15 protein-coding genes are annotated in these 16,935 nt (G+C 69.6%); 5 read left to right on the forward strand and 10 right to left on the reverse strand.

The features are described 5' to 3' along the window. Positions 1-40: 40 nt before the first annotated feature. From N787_RS12155 to N787_RS12175, 5 genes are read right to left on the reverse strand one after another with little or no spacing between them, the layout of a single operon-like run. A complete protein-coding gene (locus tag N787_RS12155; protein ID WP_034214533.1) occupies positions 41-442 on the reverse strand; it encodes a hypothetical protein in 402 nt (133 codons plus the stop codon). Continuing rightward, a complete protein-coding gene (locus tag N787_RS12160; protein ID WP_034214535.1) occupies positions 442-1,068 on the reverse strand; it encodes an ABC-type transport auxiliary lipoprotein family protein in 627 nt (208 codons plus the stop codon). Before N787_RS12160 ends, N787_RS12155 begins: the two co-directional genes overlap by 1 nt. Then, positions 1,065-1,988, reverse strand: a complete 924-nt coding sequence (locus N787_RS12165) for an MlaD family protein (protein ID WP_034214537.1) — start codon at positions 1,986-1,988, stop codon at positions 1,065-1,067. Before N787_RS12165 ends, N787_RS12160 begins: the two co-directional genes overlap by 4 nt. Positions 1,989-1,990: 2 nt before the next feature. After that, complete coding sequence (locus tag N787_RS12170; protein ID WP_245594013.1) at positions 1,991-2,791, reverse strand: ABC transporter ATP-binding protein; 801 nt, start codon at positions 2,789-2,791, stop codon at positions 1,991-1,993. Continuing rightward, positions 2,788-3,897, reverse strand: coding sequence for an MlaE family ABC transporter permease (locus N787_RS12175; protein WP_034214540.1), 1,110 nt, complete (start codon positions 3,895-3,897; stop codon positions 2,788-2,790). The genes N787_RS12170 and N787_RS12175 overlap by 4 nt, the downstream gene beginning before the upstream one ends. A gap of 70 nt (positions 3,898-3,967) precedes the next feature. On the opposite strand from N787_RS12175, the gene N787_RS12180 reads away from it, so the two are divergent. Next, positions 3,968-5,227: a threonine/serine exporter family protein gene (locus N787_RS12180; RefSeq protein WP_034214875.1), complete on the forward strand. Its 1,260-nt coding sequence runs from the start codon at positions 3,968-3,970 to the stop codon at positions 5,225-5,227. Positions 5,228-5,466: 239 nt separating this feature from the next. Here the strand turns inward: N787_RS12180 and N787_RS12185 are convergent, their stop codons facing one another. The 3 genes from N787_RS12185 to N787_RS12195 all read right to left on the reverse strand — a co-directional run bounded on the left by N787_RS12185 (position 5,467) and on the right by N787_RS12195 (position 8,169). After that, entirely contained in the window at positions 5,467-5,844 is a 378-nt protein-coding gene (locus N787_RS12185; RefSeq protein WP_034214542.1) for an H-NS histone family protein, read from the reverse strand. A 140-nt stretch (positions 5,845-5,984) separates the two neighbouring features. Continuing rightward, complete coding sequence (locus N787_RS12190; protein ID WP_034214544.1) at positions 5,985-7,688, reverse strand: proline--tRNA ligase; 1,704 nt, start codon at positions 7,686-7,688, stop codon at positions 5,985-5,987. A gap of 94 nt (positions 7,689-7,782) precedes the next feature. Next, entirely contained in the window at positions 7,783-8,169 is a 387-nt protein-coding gene (locus N787_RS12195) for a hypothetical protein (RefSeq protein ID WP_034214547.1), read from the reverse strand. A gap of 103 nt (positions 8,170-8,272) precedes the next feature. Between N787_RS12195 and pssA the strand changes: the two genes are divergently transcribed. Genes pssA through rimI form a run of 3 tightly spaced genes read left to right on the forward strand, consistent with a single transcriptional unit; the run spans position 8,273 to position 9,771 of the window. Continuing rightward, complete coding sequence (pssA, locus tag N787_RS12200; RefSeq protein WP_034214550.1) at positions 8,273-9,034, forward strand: CDP-diacylglycerol--serine O-phosphatidyltransferase; 762 nt, start codon at positions 8,273-8,275, stop codon at positions 9,032-9,034. Beyond that, complete coding sequence (locus tag N787_RS12205; protein WP_052575439.1) at positions 9,031-9,291, forward strand: hypothetical protein; 261 nt, start codon at positions 9,031-9,033, stop codon at positions 9,289-9,291. Before pssA ends, N787_RS12205 begins: the two co-directional genes overlap by 4 nt. A 3-nt stretch (positions 9,292-9,294) precedes the next feature. Further along, on the forward strand, positions 9,295-9,771 hold the full coding sequence (gene rimI, locus N787_RS12210) for a ribosomal protein S18-alanine N-acetyltransferase (RefSeq protein WP_034214552.1): 477 nt from the start codon (positions 9,295-9,297) through the stop codon (positions 9,769-9,771). A 107-nt stretch (positions 9,772-9,878) separates the two neighbouring features. Here rimI and N787_RS12215 read toward each other — a convergent pair whose 3' ends face one another. Further along, entirely contained in the window at positions 9,879-12,701 is a 2,823-nt protein-coding gene (locus N787_RS12215; RefSeq protein ID WP_034214556.1) for a valine--tRNA ligase, read from the reverse strand. 180 nt (positions 12,702-12,881) lie between these two features. Next, positions 12,882-14,198 (reverse strand): Xaa-Pro dipeptidase, encoded by a 1,317-nt coding sequence (gene pepQ / locus N787_RS12220; protein WP_034214559.1) that lies wholly within the window; start codon positions 14,196-14,198, stop codon positions 12,882-12,884. Positions 14,199-14,261: 63 nt separating this feature from the next. Between pepQ and N787_RS12225 the strand changes: the two genes are divergently transcribed. Beyond that, positions 14,262-16,934: a bifunctional diguanylate cyclase/phosphodiesterase gene (locus N787_RS12225; protein ID WP_245594014.1), complete on the forward strand. Its 2,673-nt coding sequence runs from the start codon at positions 14,262-14,264 to the stop codon at positions 16,932-16,934. Position 16,935: the final 1 nt, after the last annotated feature.

Consider the following 16,935-nt stretch of genomic DNA (forward strand, 5'->3'; position numbering starts at 1 on the left):
ACCTGGTTCATTTGATTGGGAGAGCGGTAGCGGGTTCGGGTCACTCGGTGGCCGGGTGGGTCACGGCGTATCGCCGGGTGGTGCCCATTTTGTCGTCGTAGCACTCTGCCTCGACGCCGCCTTGCGGGGTCGCGAACAGCCGCAGGCAGAGCCCGGCGCCTTGCTGTCTTGAATCGAATATCCGCAGGCCGTTGCGCATCACGGTGTTGTAGCCGCCACCCTTCCGGTGGAAGCCGAGCAGGTAGGTGTCGTCCGCGACCTTCAGGCGCTGGACGATTTCAGGAGGTGGCTCGCGGCTGGGGACCAGCAGCAGGGCTATCTGGATGGCGGCGCCCACCAGCACGATGGTTCCAATCACGTCGGGGCGCTTCCAGAAACGCTGGTAGGCGGTCAGCGGTGGCTCGGCGGCCTGGCCGGTGTCGCCCGGCGACGGTGCTCCCATCAGCGCGGCGTGTCCGTTGATGGCGTTTCGCGATTCGCCTCTTGCAGGGTCCAGCCGACGAGGTCGGTGGTGAGGGCGGACATCGCGGTGCCGAAGGCGGCGACCATGTCGTCGATTTCGGGGGAGGTGCCGGGGACGGCGTGGCGGAAGCGCCTGGCGGCGACCGTGCCGCCGCCGCGGAACTGGACCAGGCGGGCCTGCACTTCGATCACGGCCTCGGGGCGGCCGTCGACGTAGACGGTTTCGAAGGCGCGCACTTCCACCAGCAGGCCGGCGTCGCCGCGCGAGCCGCCGCCGAAGCGGCCGACGGCGGCGAGCTTGCCGGCGTCCTCGAAGCCTTCGATCAGCGCGGTCTGCAGCAGCTCCGGCGCATCGTCGGCCCAGGCGGCGCCCTTGTAGACCTGGAAGCGGTCGGGCGTGGGCCGCACCGCGATGCGCGAGGAGTCGAGCATCTGGTTGGCGGCGCTGGTGACCACCGTCAGGTGCCAGTCCACGGCGGGCCAGGCCGCATCGACCGTGACCGAGGACGCCGGCGCGAAGATCTTCACGTCGGTCTTCGGCCCGCCGATCGCGGCGCAGCCGGCCAGCAGGGTGGTGGCGCCGAGCAGGGCGATGGCACGGATCATGGTTCGAACTCCTCGGGTTGTTCGCGGCCCAGCAGGAAGCCGGCGGGGTTGCCCTCGACCCGTTCGACCAGGTCGTCGAGCTCGCGGATCAGGCCGCGCAGCTGGCGCATGGTCGGGCCGACCTGGGACAGGCCGTCCTGGCTGAAATCGGAGATGGCGTCGCGGTTGTCGGTGAGGATGGCGTCGGCGCTGGTGCTGGCCGATTCGAGCTTGGCCAGCGTGCGGTCCAGGCGCGCGACCAGGGCCGGCAGCTCCTGCACCAGGTTGGCGTCGAGGTTGTTGATGGTGCGGTCGGCGCTGGTCAGCGTCTGCTCGAGCTTCTCGCTGGCGGCGCGGGCGTTGCGCACCAGGGCGGCGATGTCGTCGCGTTCGCTGGCGATCGAGCCGGTGATCTGGTCGAGCTGGTCGAGCGTGCGCGTCACCCGCGCCACGTTCTCGTCGCTGAGCAGCTCGTTGATGCGGTTGACGATCTCGCTGGCGTTGGCGGCGATGTTCTGCAGCGCCGACGGCTCGGTCTGGATGACGGCCACGCGCTGGCCCTCGCGCCGCTCGAGCGGCGGGCTGCCGGGGCTGCCGCCGGTGAGCTGGATGATGGCGACGCCGGTGAGGCCGGTGAGCGCCAGCTTGGCGCGGGTGTCGGTCTTCACCGGCGTGTCGGCCGCCAGGCGGATGCGGGCGATCACCTTGCGCGGGTCGTCCTTGTCGAGCGAGAGCCGCCGCACGGCGCCGACGCTGATGCCGTTGTACAGCACCTGGCTGCCGACGCTCAGGCCGGTCACCGCCTCCACGAACACCACGTCGTATTCGGTGAAGGATTTCTCGGTGGTGTACTTCGCGGCCCACAGCGCGAACAGCACCGCGAGCAGGCAGACGGCGAGCGTGAACGCGCCGATGAGCACATGGTTGGCACGGGTTTCCATGGTCAAGCCTCCTTGGCCCGGGCGGCCTGCGCGGCGCGTCCGCGCGGGCCGTGGAAATAATCCTGCACCCACGGGTGGTCGAAGCGTTCGACCTCGGCCAGCGGGGCGTTGATGAGCACGCGCCGGTCGCCGATGACGGCGACGCGGTCGCAGATGGTGTAAAGCGTGTCGAGGTCGTGGGTGATCAGGAAGACGGTCAGCCCCAGCGCCTTCTGCAGGGTCTTGATGAGGTCGTCGAACGCGGCGGCACCGATGGGGTCGAGGCCGGCGGTGGGTTCGTCGAGGAACAGCAGCGCCGGATCCAGCGCCAAGGCCCGCGCCAGCGCCGCGCGCTTGCGCATGCCGCCCGAGAGCTGCGAAGGCAGCTTGGCGCCCGCGTCCTCGCCCAGGCCGGCCATGCGGATCTTGAGCATGGCCAGGTCGTGGATCATGTCGGGCGGCAGCGCGCCGTAGTGCTCCTTCAGCGGCACCGAGACGTTCTCCGCCACGGTGAGCGAGGAAAACAGCGCGCCGTTCTGGAACAGCACGCCGGTGTTGAGCTCGATCACGCCGCTGGCCCGGGCGCGGTCGGACAGCGCGTCCACGCCCAGCACCTCGATGCTGCCGCCCTGCGGTTCACGCAGCCCGAGCACGGCGCGCATCAGCACCGACTTGCCGGTGCCCGAGCCGCCGACCACGCCGATGATCTCGCCGCGGCGCACGTCCAGGTCCAGGTCCTGGTGCACCACCTGCTCGCCGAAGGCGTTGCGCAGGCCGCGCACGCGGATGGCGAGTTCGGCGGCGTCGGCGGCTTCCGTGCTCACCAGTCCATCTCCATGAAGAACAGCGCGGCGAAGGCGTCGAGCAGGATCACCAGCGAGATCGTCTGCACCACGCTCGAGGTGGTGCGTTCGCCCACCGACTGCGCCGTGCCCTGCACCTGGAAGCCCTCGAGGCAGCCGATGAGGCCGATGATCATCGCGAACATCGGCGCCTTCGACACGCCGACCCAGAAGTGGCGCACCTCGATGGTCTCGTGCAGGCGGGTGATGAACATCTCGGGCGTGAACCCGAGGCTGGCCACGCTGACCGCCAGGCCGCCGGCGATGCCCGCGATCATCGCCAGGAAGGTCAGCAGCGGCAGCATCACCAGCAGGGCGGCCAGGCGCGGGATCACCAGCAGTTCGATCGGATCGAGGCCGAGGGTGCGGATGGCGTCGATTTCCTCGCCCGACTGCATCGCGCCGATCTGCGCGGTGAAGGCGCTGGCGGTGCGGCCGGCCAGCAGGATGGCGGTCAGCAGCACGGCGAATTCGCGCAGGAAGGCGATGCCGACCAGTTCGACCACGAAGATCTCGGCGCCGAAATCGCGCAGCACGGTGGCGCCGAGGAAGGCGATCACCGCGCCCACCATGAAGCTCAGCAGCAGCACCAGCGGCACGGCGTCGAGGCCGACCTGCTCCATGTGGTGCACGGTGGGCGTGAGCCGGAAGCGGGCCGGGCGCAGCAGCACGCCCAGCGCGGTCTTGAGCGTGAGGCCGAGGAAGCCAACCAGGGCGAGGATCTCGCGGGTGTAGTCCTCGACCGCGAAGCCCATGCGCGCCAGCATCTCGCGGAAGCCGTAGTCGGTGCGCCGCACCCGGCGCGGGTTCTCGCAGATCGCCTGCACGGTGCCGGTGAGCGGCTGGTAGGCCGGCTGCACCTCGACCGTGGCCAGGCCCAGGCCGACCTTCACCGCGTAGCGCGAGAGCATCATGGCGCCGGCTGAATCGAGCCGGCCGATGTCGCGGCCGTCGATGTCCTCGGCCGACTCGGGCGCGGCCTCGAGCAGGGCGAGCAGGGTCGCGGCGTGCGCCAGGGTCCAGTCGCCGCGCGCGACGAGGATGCCGGGCTGGCGCTCGCTGGGTTCGATGCTGGGCGGGGGGCTCATGCCGTCGGCGTTTCCTCAGCTTTGCCCGAGGATAGCCGCCAGCGGAGGCTCGTGCCATGCTTTGCGCGCGATGACTGCCCCCGTCCTGAACAGCCAATCCAACTACGAGGCGCAGGCCGGTTTCGTCGCCGAGCTCGCCACCCGCCTGCACGCCTACGGCACCACCTCCCAGCGCCTCGAGGGCGCGGTGATGGGCGTGGCGCAGCGCCTGGGCCTGGAGTGCGAGGTCTGGTCGAACCCGACCGGCATCATCCTGAGCTTCGCCGACCCGGTGCGCGGGCAGCAGAACGGCATCACCCGCGTGCTGCGGCTGGCGCCCGGCGACCAGAACCTGGGCCGCCTGGCCGCCACCGATGCGATCGCCGAGGACGTGCTGGCCGGCCGCATGGATCCGGCCGCGGGCCTGGCCGCGCTGAAGGCGCTCGATCGCCCCGCCAGCCGGCTGTCGCAGGCGCTGAATGCTTTCAGCTTCGGCCTGTCGGCGGCGGCGGTGTCGGCCCTGCTGGGCTCGGCCTGGGCCGGCGTGGCCACCGCGGGCGTCATCGGCATGCTGATCGGCGTGATGTTCGTGCTGGGCGCGGGCCGGCCGCGGCTGTCCGAGGCCCTCGAGGCGCTCGCCGCGCTGGTGGCGACCCTGTTGGCCGCCGCCGTGGCGACCTGGATCACGCCGATCTCGCTCAACACGGTGATCATTTCCTCGCTGATCGTGCTGATGCCCGGCCTGATGCTGACCAACGCCGTCAGCGAACTCTCGAGCCAGCAGCTGATGTCCGGCACCGCGCGCTTCGCCGGCGCGCTGATGATCCTGATGAAGCTGACCTTCGGCACCGTGGCGGCGATGCAGGTCGTCGGGCTGCTGGGCTGGGTGCCGCAGGAGGCCGCGGCCCAGCCGCCGTCGCTGCTGCCGTCGCTGGTGGCGCTGGGCGTGGCGGCGTACGCGTTCGCGGTGCTGTTCCAGGCCTCGGCGCGCGACTACCCGCTGGTGATGGCGGCGGTGCTGCTGGGCTACGGCCTCACCCGCGTGGGCGGCGAGCTGCTGGGCCTGGCTTCGGACAACTTCGCGGGCGGCGCCTTCTTCGCCAGCATGGGCGTGGCCGCCATCAGCAATATCTACGGCCGCTGGCGCAATCGCCCGGGCGCGCTGATCCGGGTGCCGGGCATCATCCTGCTGGTGCCGGGCAGCGTCGGCTTCCGCAGCCTGAACTTCGTGATGGAGCGCGACGTCTGGCTGGGCCTGGACACGGCCTTCGTGCTGCTGTCGGCCCTGATCGCGATCGTCGCCGGGTTGCTGTTCGGCAACCTGATCGTCCCGTCGCGGCGGAATATCTGATTCTTTGACGCGGATTTACGCGGATGAACGCGGATAGAGCGGAAGCCGGAGTGGGCTGTCGCGAGCTCGGCGGGCGAGCGTAAAAAAGGGGTCAGAGTGATTTACCGTTTGAAACGGAAAATTACTCTGACCCCATTTTTTTGACTGCGTTTCGCCTTGGGCCCGCTTTCTTGCGGGTAACCAGTTTCGCGTTTGCTCTATCCGCTTTTATCCGCGTAAATCCGCGTCAAAAAACGCGGTTACCTGGCGATGGCGAAGTCTTCGAGCTTGCGGCCGCGGGCGAGTTCGGCGGCCAGCCACTTCGGGGGCATGCCGCGGCCGGCCCAGGTCTGGGTGGCGTCGGCGGGGTTGCGGTACTTGGGCTCGACCTTGGTGCCCTTCTGGCTGGACTTCTTGCCCGGGGTTTTCTTGGCCGGCACGCCGGTCTTCTCGCGGACCATGCGGGCGGTGCCGAACAGCTCGTCGACGGTGTAGCCCTCGGCCTTGGCCAGGGAGACGATCTTCTTGCGCACCGCGGCGATCGGCTTGCGCTTGGCCAGCGACTTCTTGCGCTGGTTGGCCTTGGCGATCAGGGCCTGGAGTTCCTTGGCCGAGAGGCCTTCGAGGTTGATGCTCATGGGGTTTCCTTGGATGCCTGGCAGGGTGGGGTTTCCGGGCGGCTGCCCGGGATACCTCGATGTTACCCCTGCCAAAGGCACCGCTGGAACCCGCGCGGGGGTTTGCGCGGGGTTTGAGCACGGTTCGCCGGGTGGTTTTCTCAGGCGACGCCGAGGCGAGCCAGCAGCGCGGCCTTGTCCAGGTTCTCGCTGTCGGCGGCGCGGCGGGCGCGGTATTCGAACTGGCCCGACTCCAGGCCGCGGCCGGAAACCACCACGCGGTGCGGGATGCCGATCAGCTCGATGTCGCCGAACATCACGCCCGGGCGCAGCCCGCGGTCGTCGATCACCACGTCCAGGCCGGCCTGCTGCAGCTCGGCGTAGAGCGCGTCGGCGGCCTCGACCACGGCCGGGTCGTTCTTCGGGTTGATGATGCACACCGCCACCTGCCAGGGCGCCATCGGCGCCGGCCAGCAGATGCCGTTGGCGTCGAAGTTCTGCTCGATCGCGGCGGCGACGATGCGCGAGACGCCGATGCCGTAGCAGCCCATGTGCATCACTTGCGCCTTGCCCTCGGCGTCGAGCACGGTGGCCTTGAGCGCCTCGGCGTATTTCTGCCCAAGCTGGAACACGTGGCCGACCTCGATGCCGCGGGCGATCTTGAGCACGCCCTTGCCGTCGGGCGAGGGGTCGCCCTCGACCACGTTGCGCAGGTCGGCGACCAGCGCCGGCTCGGGCAGGTCGCGGCCCCAGTTCACGCCGGCGAGGTGGAAGCCCTTGCGGTTGGCGCCGACCACGAAGTCGGCCATCGCGGCGACGCTGCGGTCGGCGATGATCGTGACCGTCGCCTTGGCGGGCTTCACCGGGCCGATGAAACCGGGCTCGCAGCCCATGTGTTCGTTGATCTCGGCCTCGGTGGCGAGGCGGAAATCGGCCAGGCCCGGCACCTTCGACAGCTTGATCTCGTTGACCATGTGGTCGCCGCGCACCAGCGCCAGCACGAAGCCCTGCTCGCCGACCACGGCGACCGACTTCACGGTGCGCGACAGCGCGAGGCCCATCAGCTTGGCCACTTCCTCGCAGGTGCGCTGCCAGGGCGTTTCCACCTCGCGCATCGCCTCGGCGGCGGCGGGGCGGGCGCCGGGCGCCACCGCCTCGGCCATCTCGACGTTGGCGGCGTAGTCGCTGCCGTCGGAGAACGCGATCGCGTCCTCGCCCGAGTCGGCCAGCACGTGGAACTCATGCGAGGCGCTGCCGCCGATCGCGCCGGTGTCCGCATTGACCGCGCGGAACACCAGGCCGAGGCGGGTGAAGATGCGCGAATAGGCGTCGTACATCGCCTGGTAGGTCTCGCGCAGGCTTTCGGCGCCGAGGTGGAAGGAGTAGGCGTCCTTCATCAGGAACTCGCGCGCGCGCATGACGCCGAAGCGCGGGCGGATCTCGTCGCGGAACTTGGTCTGGATCTGGTAGAAATTCAGCGGCAGCTGCTTGTAGCTGCGAAGCTCGTTGCGCGCGAAGTCGGTGACCACTTCCTCGTGCGTGGGGCCGTAGCAGAACTCGCCGTCCTTGCGGTCCTTGATCTTGAGCAGCTGGCCGCCGAATTTCTGCCAGCGGCCGGTTTCTTCCCACAGCTCGCGCGGCTGGATGGACGGCATCAGCATCTCGATGGCGCCGGCGCGGTCCATTTCCTCGCGCACCACGGCCTCGACCCGGCGCAGCACCCGCAGGCCCAGCGGGCTCCAGGTGTACAGGCCGGCCGCCAGCTTGCGGATCATGCCGGTGCGGAGCATCAGCTGGTGGCTGACCACCTCGGCGTCGGCAGGGGTTTCCTTGCTGGTGTTGAGGTGGAACCGGGAAAGGCGCATCGACAGGACCCGAACCGCTGGAAGGGCCGCCATTGTAGCGGCCGTGCGGCCGGGGTGTGGGCGCCGGGGCGTGCCCGTGCGCCGGGGCGCGGGCTTACTTGGCCGGGGCGCAGTAGGCGTCGGCCTGGCGCTGGGCGAGGTCCTTCTCGGTGGCCAGCTCTTCCGGGGTGAGGTCCTCGGGGGTGCCGTCGCCATCCTTGTCGCGCTGCAGGCGCTGGCCCGAGCCCAGCAGCTCGAGGTTCTTGGTGGCGGTTTCGCAGGCCTTCTCGGCTTCGGACTTGGGCGCTTCCCCGGCCTGCGCGGGCGGCAGGTTCGGGTCGCGGCCGTCCACGCGCCGCACCTGGGCATCGCGGGTTTCCACCTGGCTGTAGACGGACGTGCCGTCGGCATTCTTCGACTTGTAGACCGTGGTCTTGTCGGCGAGCAGCGGGCCCGGCGCCAGGCCGAGGGCCAGGGCGATCAACAGGACGGGACGGGACATGGGGTGGCTCCGGGGGTTTGGCGTGGCCCCGTGATACCACCACCTTCCCCGGCCCGCAAGGCGCGGGCTATGGGGCGAATCCGGGAGCCGCTACACTTCCGGCATGGATCCCCAAGACGAACCCGTCCCGGCCCGCGGCCGCGGCATTTACCTGCTGCCCAACCTGCTCACGACGGGCGGCCTGTTCGCGGGTTTCTACGCCATCCTGGCCGCGGCCAGCGGCAATTTCGAGAATGCCTGCATCGCGGTGTTCGTCGCCGGCCTGTTCGATGGCCTCGACGGCCGGGTGGCGCGCATGACCGGCACCACCAGCGAGTTCGGCGTGCAGTACGACTCCCTGGCCGACCTGGTGAGCTTCGGCATGGCGCCCTCGCTGGTGATGTACCACTGGGCACTCGTGGGTTTCCGCGCCGACGGGCCCGTGCTGGCAAAGGTGGGCTGGGCGGCCGCCTTCCTTTACGCCGCCTGCGCGGCGCTGCGGCTGGCGCGCTTCAACACCCAGGTCGGCTCGACCGACAAGCGCTGGTTCATCGGCCTGGCCAGCCCGGCGGCCGCGGGCCTGATGGTGTCCTTCGTTTGGGCCATGAACACCTTCGGCTACGGCGGGCAGGGGCTGCGCTGGCTCGCCTTCGCGGTCACGGTGGCGGCCGGCCTGCTGATGGTCAGCCGCATCAAGTACTTCAGCTTCAAGGGTTTCCCGAAGGGCGGCCGGGTGCCGTTCTTCGTGATGGCGCTGGTGGTGGTGACGATCGCGGTGCTGTTCATCGCGCAGGCCAAGGGGCTGTTCGCGATCGCGATGGTGTACGTGCTTTCGGGTCCGGCCTGGTGGCTGTGGACCAAGCTGCGGCGCAAGCCCGCCGCATGAGCTGGCGTCCCGACCAGCAGGCGATGCTGGCGGCGATGGGCTACGCGCTCTATCGCCAGGTGCCGGCGCCGGTGCCGCCGCCGGTGGTCGTGGCGCGGCCGGCGGGCTTCCCGGAAAAGCTTTGGGAGTCGCTGGTGCGGGCGGCGGGCGGGCGCGATCCCTCGGCGCTGCTGCCGCCGGCCGAACAGCTGCGCGCGGACGCGCGGGCCAAGCGGGCGCTGTGGCCGGCGCTGCGGGCACTGCGCCGAAGGCGCTGAGCCATGAACGCGCGGCCCGCCCCGGGAAGCCAGGTCCGCCCGATGCGCCAGGCCGACATCGACGCGGTGTCGGCGATCGAGAACCGCGCCTACGTCTTCCCGTGGACCCCGGGCATCTTCCGCGACTGCCTGCGCGCCGGCCACCAGTGCTGGGTGCTGGAGGCGGGCTCGACCCTGCTCGGCTACGGCGTGCTGAGCGCGGCGGCGGGCGAGGCGCACATCCTCAATATCTGCATCGCGCCCGAATACCAGGGCCGCGGCCACGGCCGCCGCCTGCTGCGCCGGCTGGTCGACCTGGCGCGCTGGCACCAGGCCAACCAGGTCTTCCTCGAAGTGCGGCCCTCGAACCCGCGCGCGATCCAGCTCTACCGCGACGAAGGCTTCAACGAGATCGGCCAGCGCCCGAACTATTACCCCGCCGAAAAGGGCCGCGAGGACGCGATCGTGATGGCCATGGAGCTGCTTCCGCCCGAAAGCTAGGGCAAAAGCCGTACCAGGTTCATTTTCTTTTTCGATGAGACTCTGCGCTGCGCTGCGCAGCCTCGTCTCATCGAAAAAGAAAATGAACCTGGTACGGCTTTTCCGGCTCAGCCCAGCTTCGAGCGCTGCTGCTGCAGGGCGGCCTGCTGCGCGGTCCAGTCCGCCAGGCGCGCGCGCTCTTGCTCCACCACGGCGGCGGGGGCGTTCTGCACGAAGGTTTCGCTGGAGAGCTTGCCCTGGCACTTGGCGATCTCGCCGGCGATGCGCTTGAGTTCCTTGTCCAGGCGCGCGGTTTCGGCGCCCAGGTCGATCAGGCCTTCCAGCGGGATCAGCAGCTTCAGCGAACCCACGAGCGCCGCGGCGGCGGCCGGGGCCTCGCCTTCGAGCCAGGTGATGGACTCGAGCTTGGCCAGGAATTTCAGCGCCGGCGTGTAGCGGGTGGCGCGTTCGCGGTCGGCGGCGTCGCCGTCCTGCAGCAGCAGCGGCACGGCCTTCGCCGGCGCGATGCCCATCTGGCTGCGGATCGATCGCAGCTGGGTCACGGCGTCCTTCAGCCATTCGATGTCGGCGGCCGCGGCGGCGTTCTCCAGCGCGGCGTCGGCGGTCGGGTAGGGCTGGGTGCTGATGCTGTCGCCGGTGATGCCGAGCTTGGGCGCGACCGAATGCCAGATCTCCTCGGTGACGAAGGGGATGATCGGGTGCAGGGCGCGCAGCAGCTGTTCGAGCACGTAAAGCAGGGTGTGGCGGGTGCTGTCGGCCGCGGCCCGGTCATCGCCCATCAGCGCCGGCTTCGAAAGCTCGAGGTACCAGTCGCAGAACTCGTTCCACGCGAATTCGTACAGCGTCTGCGAGGCGAGGTCGAAGCGGTAGTCGGCGTAGCCCTTCTCGACTTCGCGCAGGGTGTGCTGCAGGCGGTCGAGGATCCAGCGTTCGGCGTCGGTCTGCGGGTTCGGGACTGAAGTCCCTCCTACAGAAAAGCCCTCGCAGTTGAGCAGGCTGAAGCGGGCGGCGTTCCAGAGCTTGTTGCAGAAGTTCTTGTAGCCCTCGCAGCGCTGCAGGTCGAACTTGATGTCGCGGCCGTGGGTGGCCAGCGAGGCGAAGGTGAAGCGCAGCGCGTCGGCGCCGAAGGGCGCGATGCCGTCCGGGAATTCCTTGCGGGTGGCCTTCTCGATCTTGGGCGCGTCGGTCGGCTTCATCAGGCCGGTGGTGCGCTTGGCCACCAGCGCGTCGGCGCTGATGCCGTCGATGATGTCGATCGGGTCCAGCACGTTGCCCTTCGACTTGGACATCTTCTGGCCGTCGCGGTCGCGCACCAGGCCCGTGATGTACACGTCCTTGAACGGCACCTCGCCGGTGAAGTGGTCGGTCATCATGATCATCCGGGCGACCCAGAAGAAGATGATGTCGAAGCCGGTGACCAGCACCGAGGTCGGCAGGCGCTTGTCGAAGCCGCGCTCGGCCATGGCCTGCGGGTCGGGCCAGCCCAGCGTGCTGTGCGACCACAGCGCCGAGGAGAACCAGGTCTCGAGCACGTCGCTGTCGCGGGTCAGCGCGACGTCGGCGCCGAGGCCATGCTTCGCGCGCACTTCCGCCTCGTCGCGGCCCACGTAGGCCTTGCCCGACGCGTCGTACCAGGCCGGGATGCGGTGGCCCCACCAGAGCTGGCGGCTGATGCACCAGTCCTGGATGTTGCCCATCCAGTGCCGGTAGGTGTTGATCCAGTTCTCCGGCACGAAGCGGACCTTGCCGCTCTCGACCAGTTCCAGGCCCTTGGCGCCGAGCTTCTCCATCCGCACGAACCACTGGTCGGTGAGGTAGGGCTCGATCACCTGGCCGGTGCGGTCGCCGCGCGGCACCTGCAGCTTGTGCTTCTTCTCCTCGACCAGCAGGCCCAGCGCCTCGAGGTCGGCCAGCACGGCCTTGCGGGCGGCGTAGCGGTCCAGGCCGCGGTACTTCTCCGGCGCGTTGCCGTTGATGGCGGCGTCCGGCGTGAGGATGTTGATCAGCGGCAGCGAATGGCGCTGGCCCACGGCGTAGTCGTTGAAATCGTGCGCGGGCGTGACCTTCACGACGCCGGTGCCGAAGGCGCGGTCGACGTAGTCGTCGGCGATGATCGGGATCTCGCGATCCGACAGCGGCAGCGCCACGGCCTTGCCGACCAGCGCGGCGTAGCGCGCGTCATCCGGATGCACCATCGCGGCGGTGTCGCCCAGCATCGTTTCCGGGCGCGTGGTGGCGACGACGAGGTAGTCGCGGGTTTCGCGCAGGGTTTCATTGCCGTCGGCGTCGTGCTCGACGTGTTCGTAGGTGGCGCCGCCGGCCAGCGGGTAGCGGATCGACCACAGCTTGCCGTCCTCTTCCTCGCTCACCACTTCGAGGTCGGAGATCGCGGTCTTCAGCACCGGGTCCCAGTTCACCAGGCGCTGGCCGCGGTAGATCAGGCCTTCCTCGAACAGGCGCACGAAGGTCTCGACCACGGCCTGGCTCGGGCCGGCATCCATGGTGAAGGTCTCGCGGCTCCAGTCGCCCGAGGCGCCCATGCGGCGCATCTGGCGGGTGATGGTGTCTCCCGACTCCTGCTTCCAGGCCCAAACCCTTTCAATGAACTTGTCGCGGCCCAGCGAATCGCGGGTCTCGCCCTTGCCCTCGAGCGCCAGGTTGCGCGACACGACCATTTCCGTGGCGATGCCCGCGTGGTCGGTGCCGACCTGCCAGAGCGTGTCGAAGCCCTTCATGCGGTGGTAGCGCACCAGCGCGTCCATCAGCGTGTGCTGGAAGGCGTGGCCCATGTGCAGGGTGCCGGTGACGTTCGGCGGCGGCAGCATGATGGTGTAGGCCGGGCCCTTGCCCGACGGCTTGAAGCAGCCGCTGGCTTCCCAGTGGGCGTACCACTTGGTCTCGAAGGTCTGGGGCTCGAAGCTCTTTTCCATGGGGGCTGACGGCTCTTGGCCCGGCGCGGAGGCCGGGCTTGGATGGGCGGGGAAGGCCGCAAAGCCTAGCAAATCAGGGCTTTGGCCGCGACCTGCAGCGTTGTGGGCGGGACTTCAGTCCCGATGCTTTCCGGCCAAAGGCATCGGGACTGAAGTCCCGCCCACAGGGTTCGGGCGGCCTCAGGCCTCGGCGAAGGCGTCGCGGCTGAGGTTTTCAGGCTTGCCGTCGGTGCAGTGCACCTCGTCCTCGATGCGCACGCCGCCGAAGCTCGCCAGGTGCTCAACCTTCCGCCAGTCCACGGCCTTGCCCTGCGGCGTGGCCTTGAGCTTGGCCAGCAGCGTCGGGATGAAGTAGATGCCGGGCTCGATGGTCACCACCATGCCGGGCTCCAGCGTGCGGGTCATGCGCAGGTAGGGATGGCCGGCGGGGCGCGGGATCAGCTGGCCGGCTTCGTCGGTGAAGCCGGCGACGTCGTGCACCTGCAGGCCGATGGGGTGGCCCAGGCCGTGCGGGAAGAAGGTGGAGGTGAGGCCGGTCTCGAGCATCTGGGCCGGGTCCATGTCCACGAGGTCCAGCGTGCGCAGCACGTTGCCCAGGCGCAGGTGGCATTCCAAGTGCAGGTCGCGGTAGTCCACGCCGGCCTTCACGCGCGCGCACAGGGCCTGCTGCTCGTCCTCGACGGCGGCGACCAGCGCTTCGAAATCGACGTCGCCATTGCCCCAGGTGCGGGTGATGTCGGAGGCATAACCGTCCACTTCGGCGCCGGCATCGATCAGCAGCGAGCGATGCCGGGACGGCGCGTGCGTGTCCTTGTACTGGTAGTGCAGCACCGCGCTGTGTTCGTTGAGGCAGACGATGTTGCTGTAGGGCAGGTCCAGGTCGGTGTGGCCGGTCGCCGCGAGGTAGGCCGCGTGGATGCCCGCTTCCGACAGCCCGGCCTTGAACGCTTCGCGCGCCGCCAGGTGTCCCGGCACCGCGCGACGCTGGGCCAGGCGCATCACGGCCAGTTCGTAGGGCGTTTTGTAGGCGCGGTGGTAGTGCAGCGCGGCGAGCAGGCCTTCGGGGTTGTTGGGCGTGAAGCCGGGCAGGGCGGCGTCGGCCTCGCCCAGGATGGCGGCGCGGCCGCCCGTGGGCAGGTGCTTCACGGCCTCGGCCGGGTCGGTGATGACCCGGATGTCGAAGTGTTCCACCCAGGCGCCCTGCGGCGGGGTGGGCGGCACGTGCCAGTAGTCGTCGGGCTGGTAGTAGGCCAGCACCGGGCGCTGGCCCGGGGTGTAGGCGATCCAGCAGTGCGGGTGCCGGGTCAGGGGCAGCCAGGCCTTGAACTGGGCGTTGGGCTTGAAGGGGTAGGGGCGGTCGTCCAGGAATTCGTGTTTTTCCACGCCCGACGCCACCAGAAGGTGATCGAAGCCATGTTTTTCCAGCAGCCGGTCCACCCGCGCCTTGATTGCGGACAGGTGCGCGGGATATAGAGTGGCTGTGTCCTGGGGAGTCATGGCCGGTCCTTCGTGGGCGAAGGCCCGATTTTGCCGCATCTGGCGCAGGGGCAGGAGAAGGGTTTGGAAAATCGGCGCAAAGACGGCGGCTTCCTCGGCCAGCCCGCCTGGCTGTGGAGCCTCGGGGCGCTGCTGGTCGGCCTTGCGCTCAGCCTGCTGGCCGCCAGCCTGCACCGGGATGCCCTGGCCCGCTCCGAGCAGGTCCGCCTCGAGCGCCTGGCCGAGCGCAGCTTCGACGCCGTGGACAGCCAGCTGCAGACCTGCGGCCTGCTGGTGCGGTCGGTGCAGGCCCTGTTCCTGGCCTCCGACGAGGTGACGATCGACGAGTTCGAGGCGATGTACTCGAACCTGCGCCCGCGCGAACAGTTCCCCAGCCTTCAGGCCGTCGCGTACGCGGTGAAGAGCGATCGACCGTCCCCTGACGCTGAGCCCGACGGCCAGCTGCGTTACCCCACCGTGCTGGTCGCGCCGATGCAGGGCAACCGGATGCTGCTGGGGCTCGACATCGCCACCCAGCCGGCCAACCTCGCCGCGGCCCGGTTCTCCCGCGATGCCGACCAACCGGTGATGTCGGCCGCCTTCCGGCTGGTGCAGCGCGCCAACATGCCGGGCAGCGACGACGGCCTCACCATCCGCCTGCCGGTGTTCACCCCCGGTCCGCAGCCGCGCGACCTGGCCGAGCGGCGCGCCCGCGAGATGGGCTCGCTGGCGGCCTCGTTCCGGATCACCCGGCTGATCGAGGACGCGCTCCCGCGCGAGGCGCTGGACCGCTTCGACCTCGAGGTGTTCGACATCAGCGACGGCGAGGCCAGCCCGCGCCTGCTCTACACCAACCCAAGGGAAATCGAGGCCCGGAAGGGCGTCGAAACCGCCACCTTCGTGCGCGACCTGGCCTACGGCGGCCGCACCTGGCGGATGATGGCCGACGCCGAACTGCTCGACGACGAAGCCGGCTGGCTGCCGCTGCTCACCTTCGGCATCGGCTGCCTGGCCAGCCTGCTGATGGCCACGCTGGCCCTGTCGATCGCCGGCACCCGCGCGCGGGCGCTGGCGCTGGCGCGCGACATGTCCTCGCAGTACCGCGAGAGCGAGGAGCGCTTCCGGGCCCTGAACGAACTGCTGCCGGCGCTGGTGCTGCTGGCGCGGGTGGGCGATGGCCAGCTGGTGTACGCGAACCAGGCCTGCCGCGACCGCTTCGGCATCAGCGACGAGTTCCTCAGCCCGACCTTGCCGGAGTTGGTGGAGGACCCGGCCATGCGCGAGCGCGTCGTGGGCATGGGCACGGATCCGGGCGCCATCTTCAACGAGACGGTGCGGCTGCGGGTTCCCGGGCAGGATCCGTTCTGGGCGACGCTGTCGGTGTCCCGGATCATGCTGGGCGAACAGCCGCACCTGCTGGCGGTGGCCAACGACATCACCGAACTGCGCGTGCTGAGCGAGGAGCTGAGCTACCAGGCCACGCATGACGCCCTCACCGGCCTGTTGAACCGCCGCGAGTTCGAACGCCAGCTCGACGCTGCCATCGCCGCGCTGGATGCGGGCGCGCCGCCGGCGGCGCTTCTGTACATGGACCTGGACCAGTTCAAGCTGATCAACGACACCTCCGGCCACTACGCGGGCGACCAGCTGCTGGCGCAGTTGGCGGCGCTGTTCGCCGGCCTGCTGCCGCGCGATGCGATCGTGGCGCGCCTGGGCGGCGACGAGTTCGCCTTCCTGCTCGAGCGCACCGACGAAGCCCGCGCCGCGGCGCTGGCCGAGAAGATCCGGGTCGAGATCGACGGCTACGTGTTCGGCTGGGAGCAGCGCAACTACACCATCAGCGCCAGCATCGGCGTGGTGATGATGCGCGGCCCGGGCCTGAGCCAGCGCACCCTGCTGGCGCACGCCGATACCGCTTGCTACATGGCCAAGGAGCGCGGCCGCAACCGCGTGCACCTGTTCTCGGAAGACGACCTCGAGACCACCCAGCGCCGCAGCGAGATGGAGTGGGCGGGCCGGATCCGGCAGGCGCTGGCCGACGGCCGCTTCCTGCTGCATTTCCAGGAGCTGGCGCCGCTGTGGTACGGCGAGCAGGCCGAGGGCGTGCACGTGGAGATGCTGGTGCGCCTGCGCGACGAGAGCGGCGCGATGGTGCCGCCGGGCGCGTTCATCCCGGCCGCCGAGCGCTTCGGCCTGATGCCGCAGCTCGACCGCTGGGTGGTGGACACCACGCTGGCGAACTTCAACCGCATCCACCCCTCGGGCAAGCCCGTGAAGCTGTGCGCGATCAACCTCTCGGGCCCGACCTTCGAGGACGACAGCTTCGCGGACTTCGTGCTGCAGCGGCTCGAGGACTACGGCGTGCCGCCGCAGCGCATCTGCTTCGAGATCACCGAGACCGCCGCGGTCAGCTCGATGGCGCGCGCGGTGGAGTTCATGCAGAAGCTGCGCGCGGCCGGCTGCAAGTTCTCGCTCGACGACTTCGGCTCGGGCATGGCCTCGTTCGGTTACCTCAAGAACCTGCCGGTGGACTTCATCAAGATCGACGGCAGCTTCATCCGCAACATCGAGACCGACCCGGTGAGCTACTCGATCGTGCGCGCGGTGACCGACATCGGCCACCAGCTGGGCCTGCAGGTGGTGGCGGAGTGGGTGGCCGACGACCGCGCCCGCGACCTGCTGCGCGGGCTGAGCGTGGACTACGCCCAGGGCTTCGCGATCCACAAGCCCGAGGCGGCGCTCTGCTTCCGCGGCTGAG

The sequence above is a fragment of the Arenimonas metalli CF5-1 genome, from assembly GCF_000747155.1.
In the GTDB taxonomy this organism is placed as follows: Bacteria; Pseudomonadota; Gammaproteobacteria; order Xanthomonadales; family Xanthomonadaceae; genus Arenimonas; species Arenimonas metalli.

Coding starts and splice junctions, on each gene's coding strand:
- N787_RS12175 (WP_034214540.1), bottom strand. CDS start 3,897: ATGAGCCCCCCGCCCAGCATCGAACCCAGCGAGCGCCAGCCCGGCATC.
- pepQ (WP_034214559.1), bottom strand. CDS start 14,198: ATGACTCCCCAGGACACAGCCACTCTATATCCCGCGCACCTGTCCGCA.
- N787_RS12180 (WP_034214875.1), top strand. CDS start 3,968: ATGACTGCCCCCGTCCTGAACAGCCAATCCAACTACGAGGCGCAGGCC.
- rimI (WP_034214552.1), top strand. CDS start 9,295: ATGAACGCGCGGCCCGCCCCGGGAAGCCAGGTCCGCCCGATGCGCCAG.
- N787_RS12160 (WP_034214535.1), bottom strand. CDS start 1,068: ATGATCCGTGCCATCGCCCTGCTCGGCGCCACCACCCTGCTGGCCGGC.
- N787_RS12195 (WP_034214547.1), bottom strand. CDS start 8,169: ATGTCCCGTCCCGTCCTGTTGATCGCCCTGGCCCTCGGCCTGGCGCCG.
- N787_RS12205 (WP_052575439.1), top strand. CDS start 9,031: ATGAGCTGGCGTCCCGACCAGCAGGCGATGCTGGCGGCGATGGGCTAC.
- N787_RS12190 (WP_034214544.1), bottom strand. CDS start 7,688: ATGCGCCTTTCCCGGTTCCACCTCAACACCAGCAAGGAAACCCCTGCC.
- N787_RS12215 (WP_034214556.1), bottom strand. CDS start 12,701: ATGGAAAAGAGCTTCGAGCCCCAGACCTTCGAGACCAAGTGGTACGCC.
- N787_RS12155 (WP_034214533.1), bottom strand. CDS start 442: ATGGGAGCACCGTCGCCGGGCGACACCGGCCAGGCCGCCGAGCCACCG.
- N787_RS12185 (WP_034214542.1), bottom strand. CDS start 5,844: ATGAGCATCAACCTCGAAGGCCTCTCGGCCAAGGAACTCCAGGCCCTG.
- N787_RS12165 (WP_034214537.1), bottom strand. CDS start 1,988: ATGGAAACCCGTGCCAACCATGTGCTCATCGGCGCGTTCACGCTCGCC.
- pssA (WP_034214550.1), top strand. CDS start 8,273: ATGGATCCCCAAGACGAACCCGTCCCGGCCCGCGGCCGCGGCATTTAC.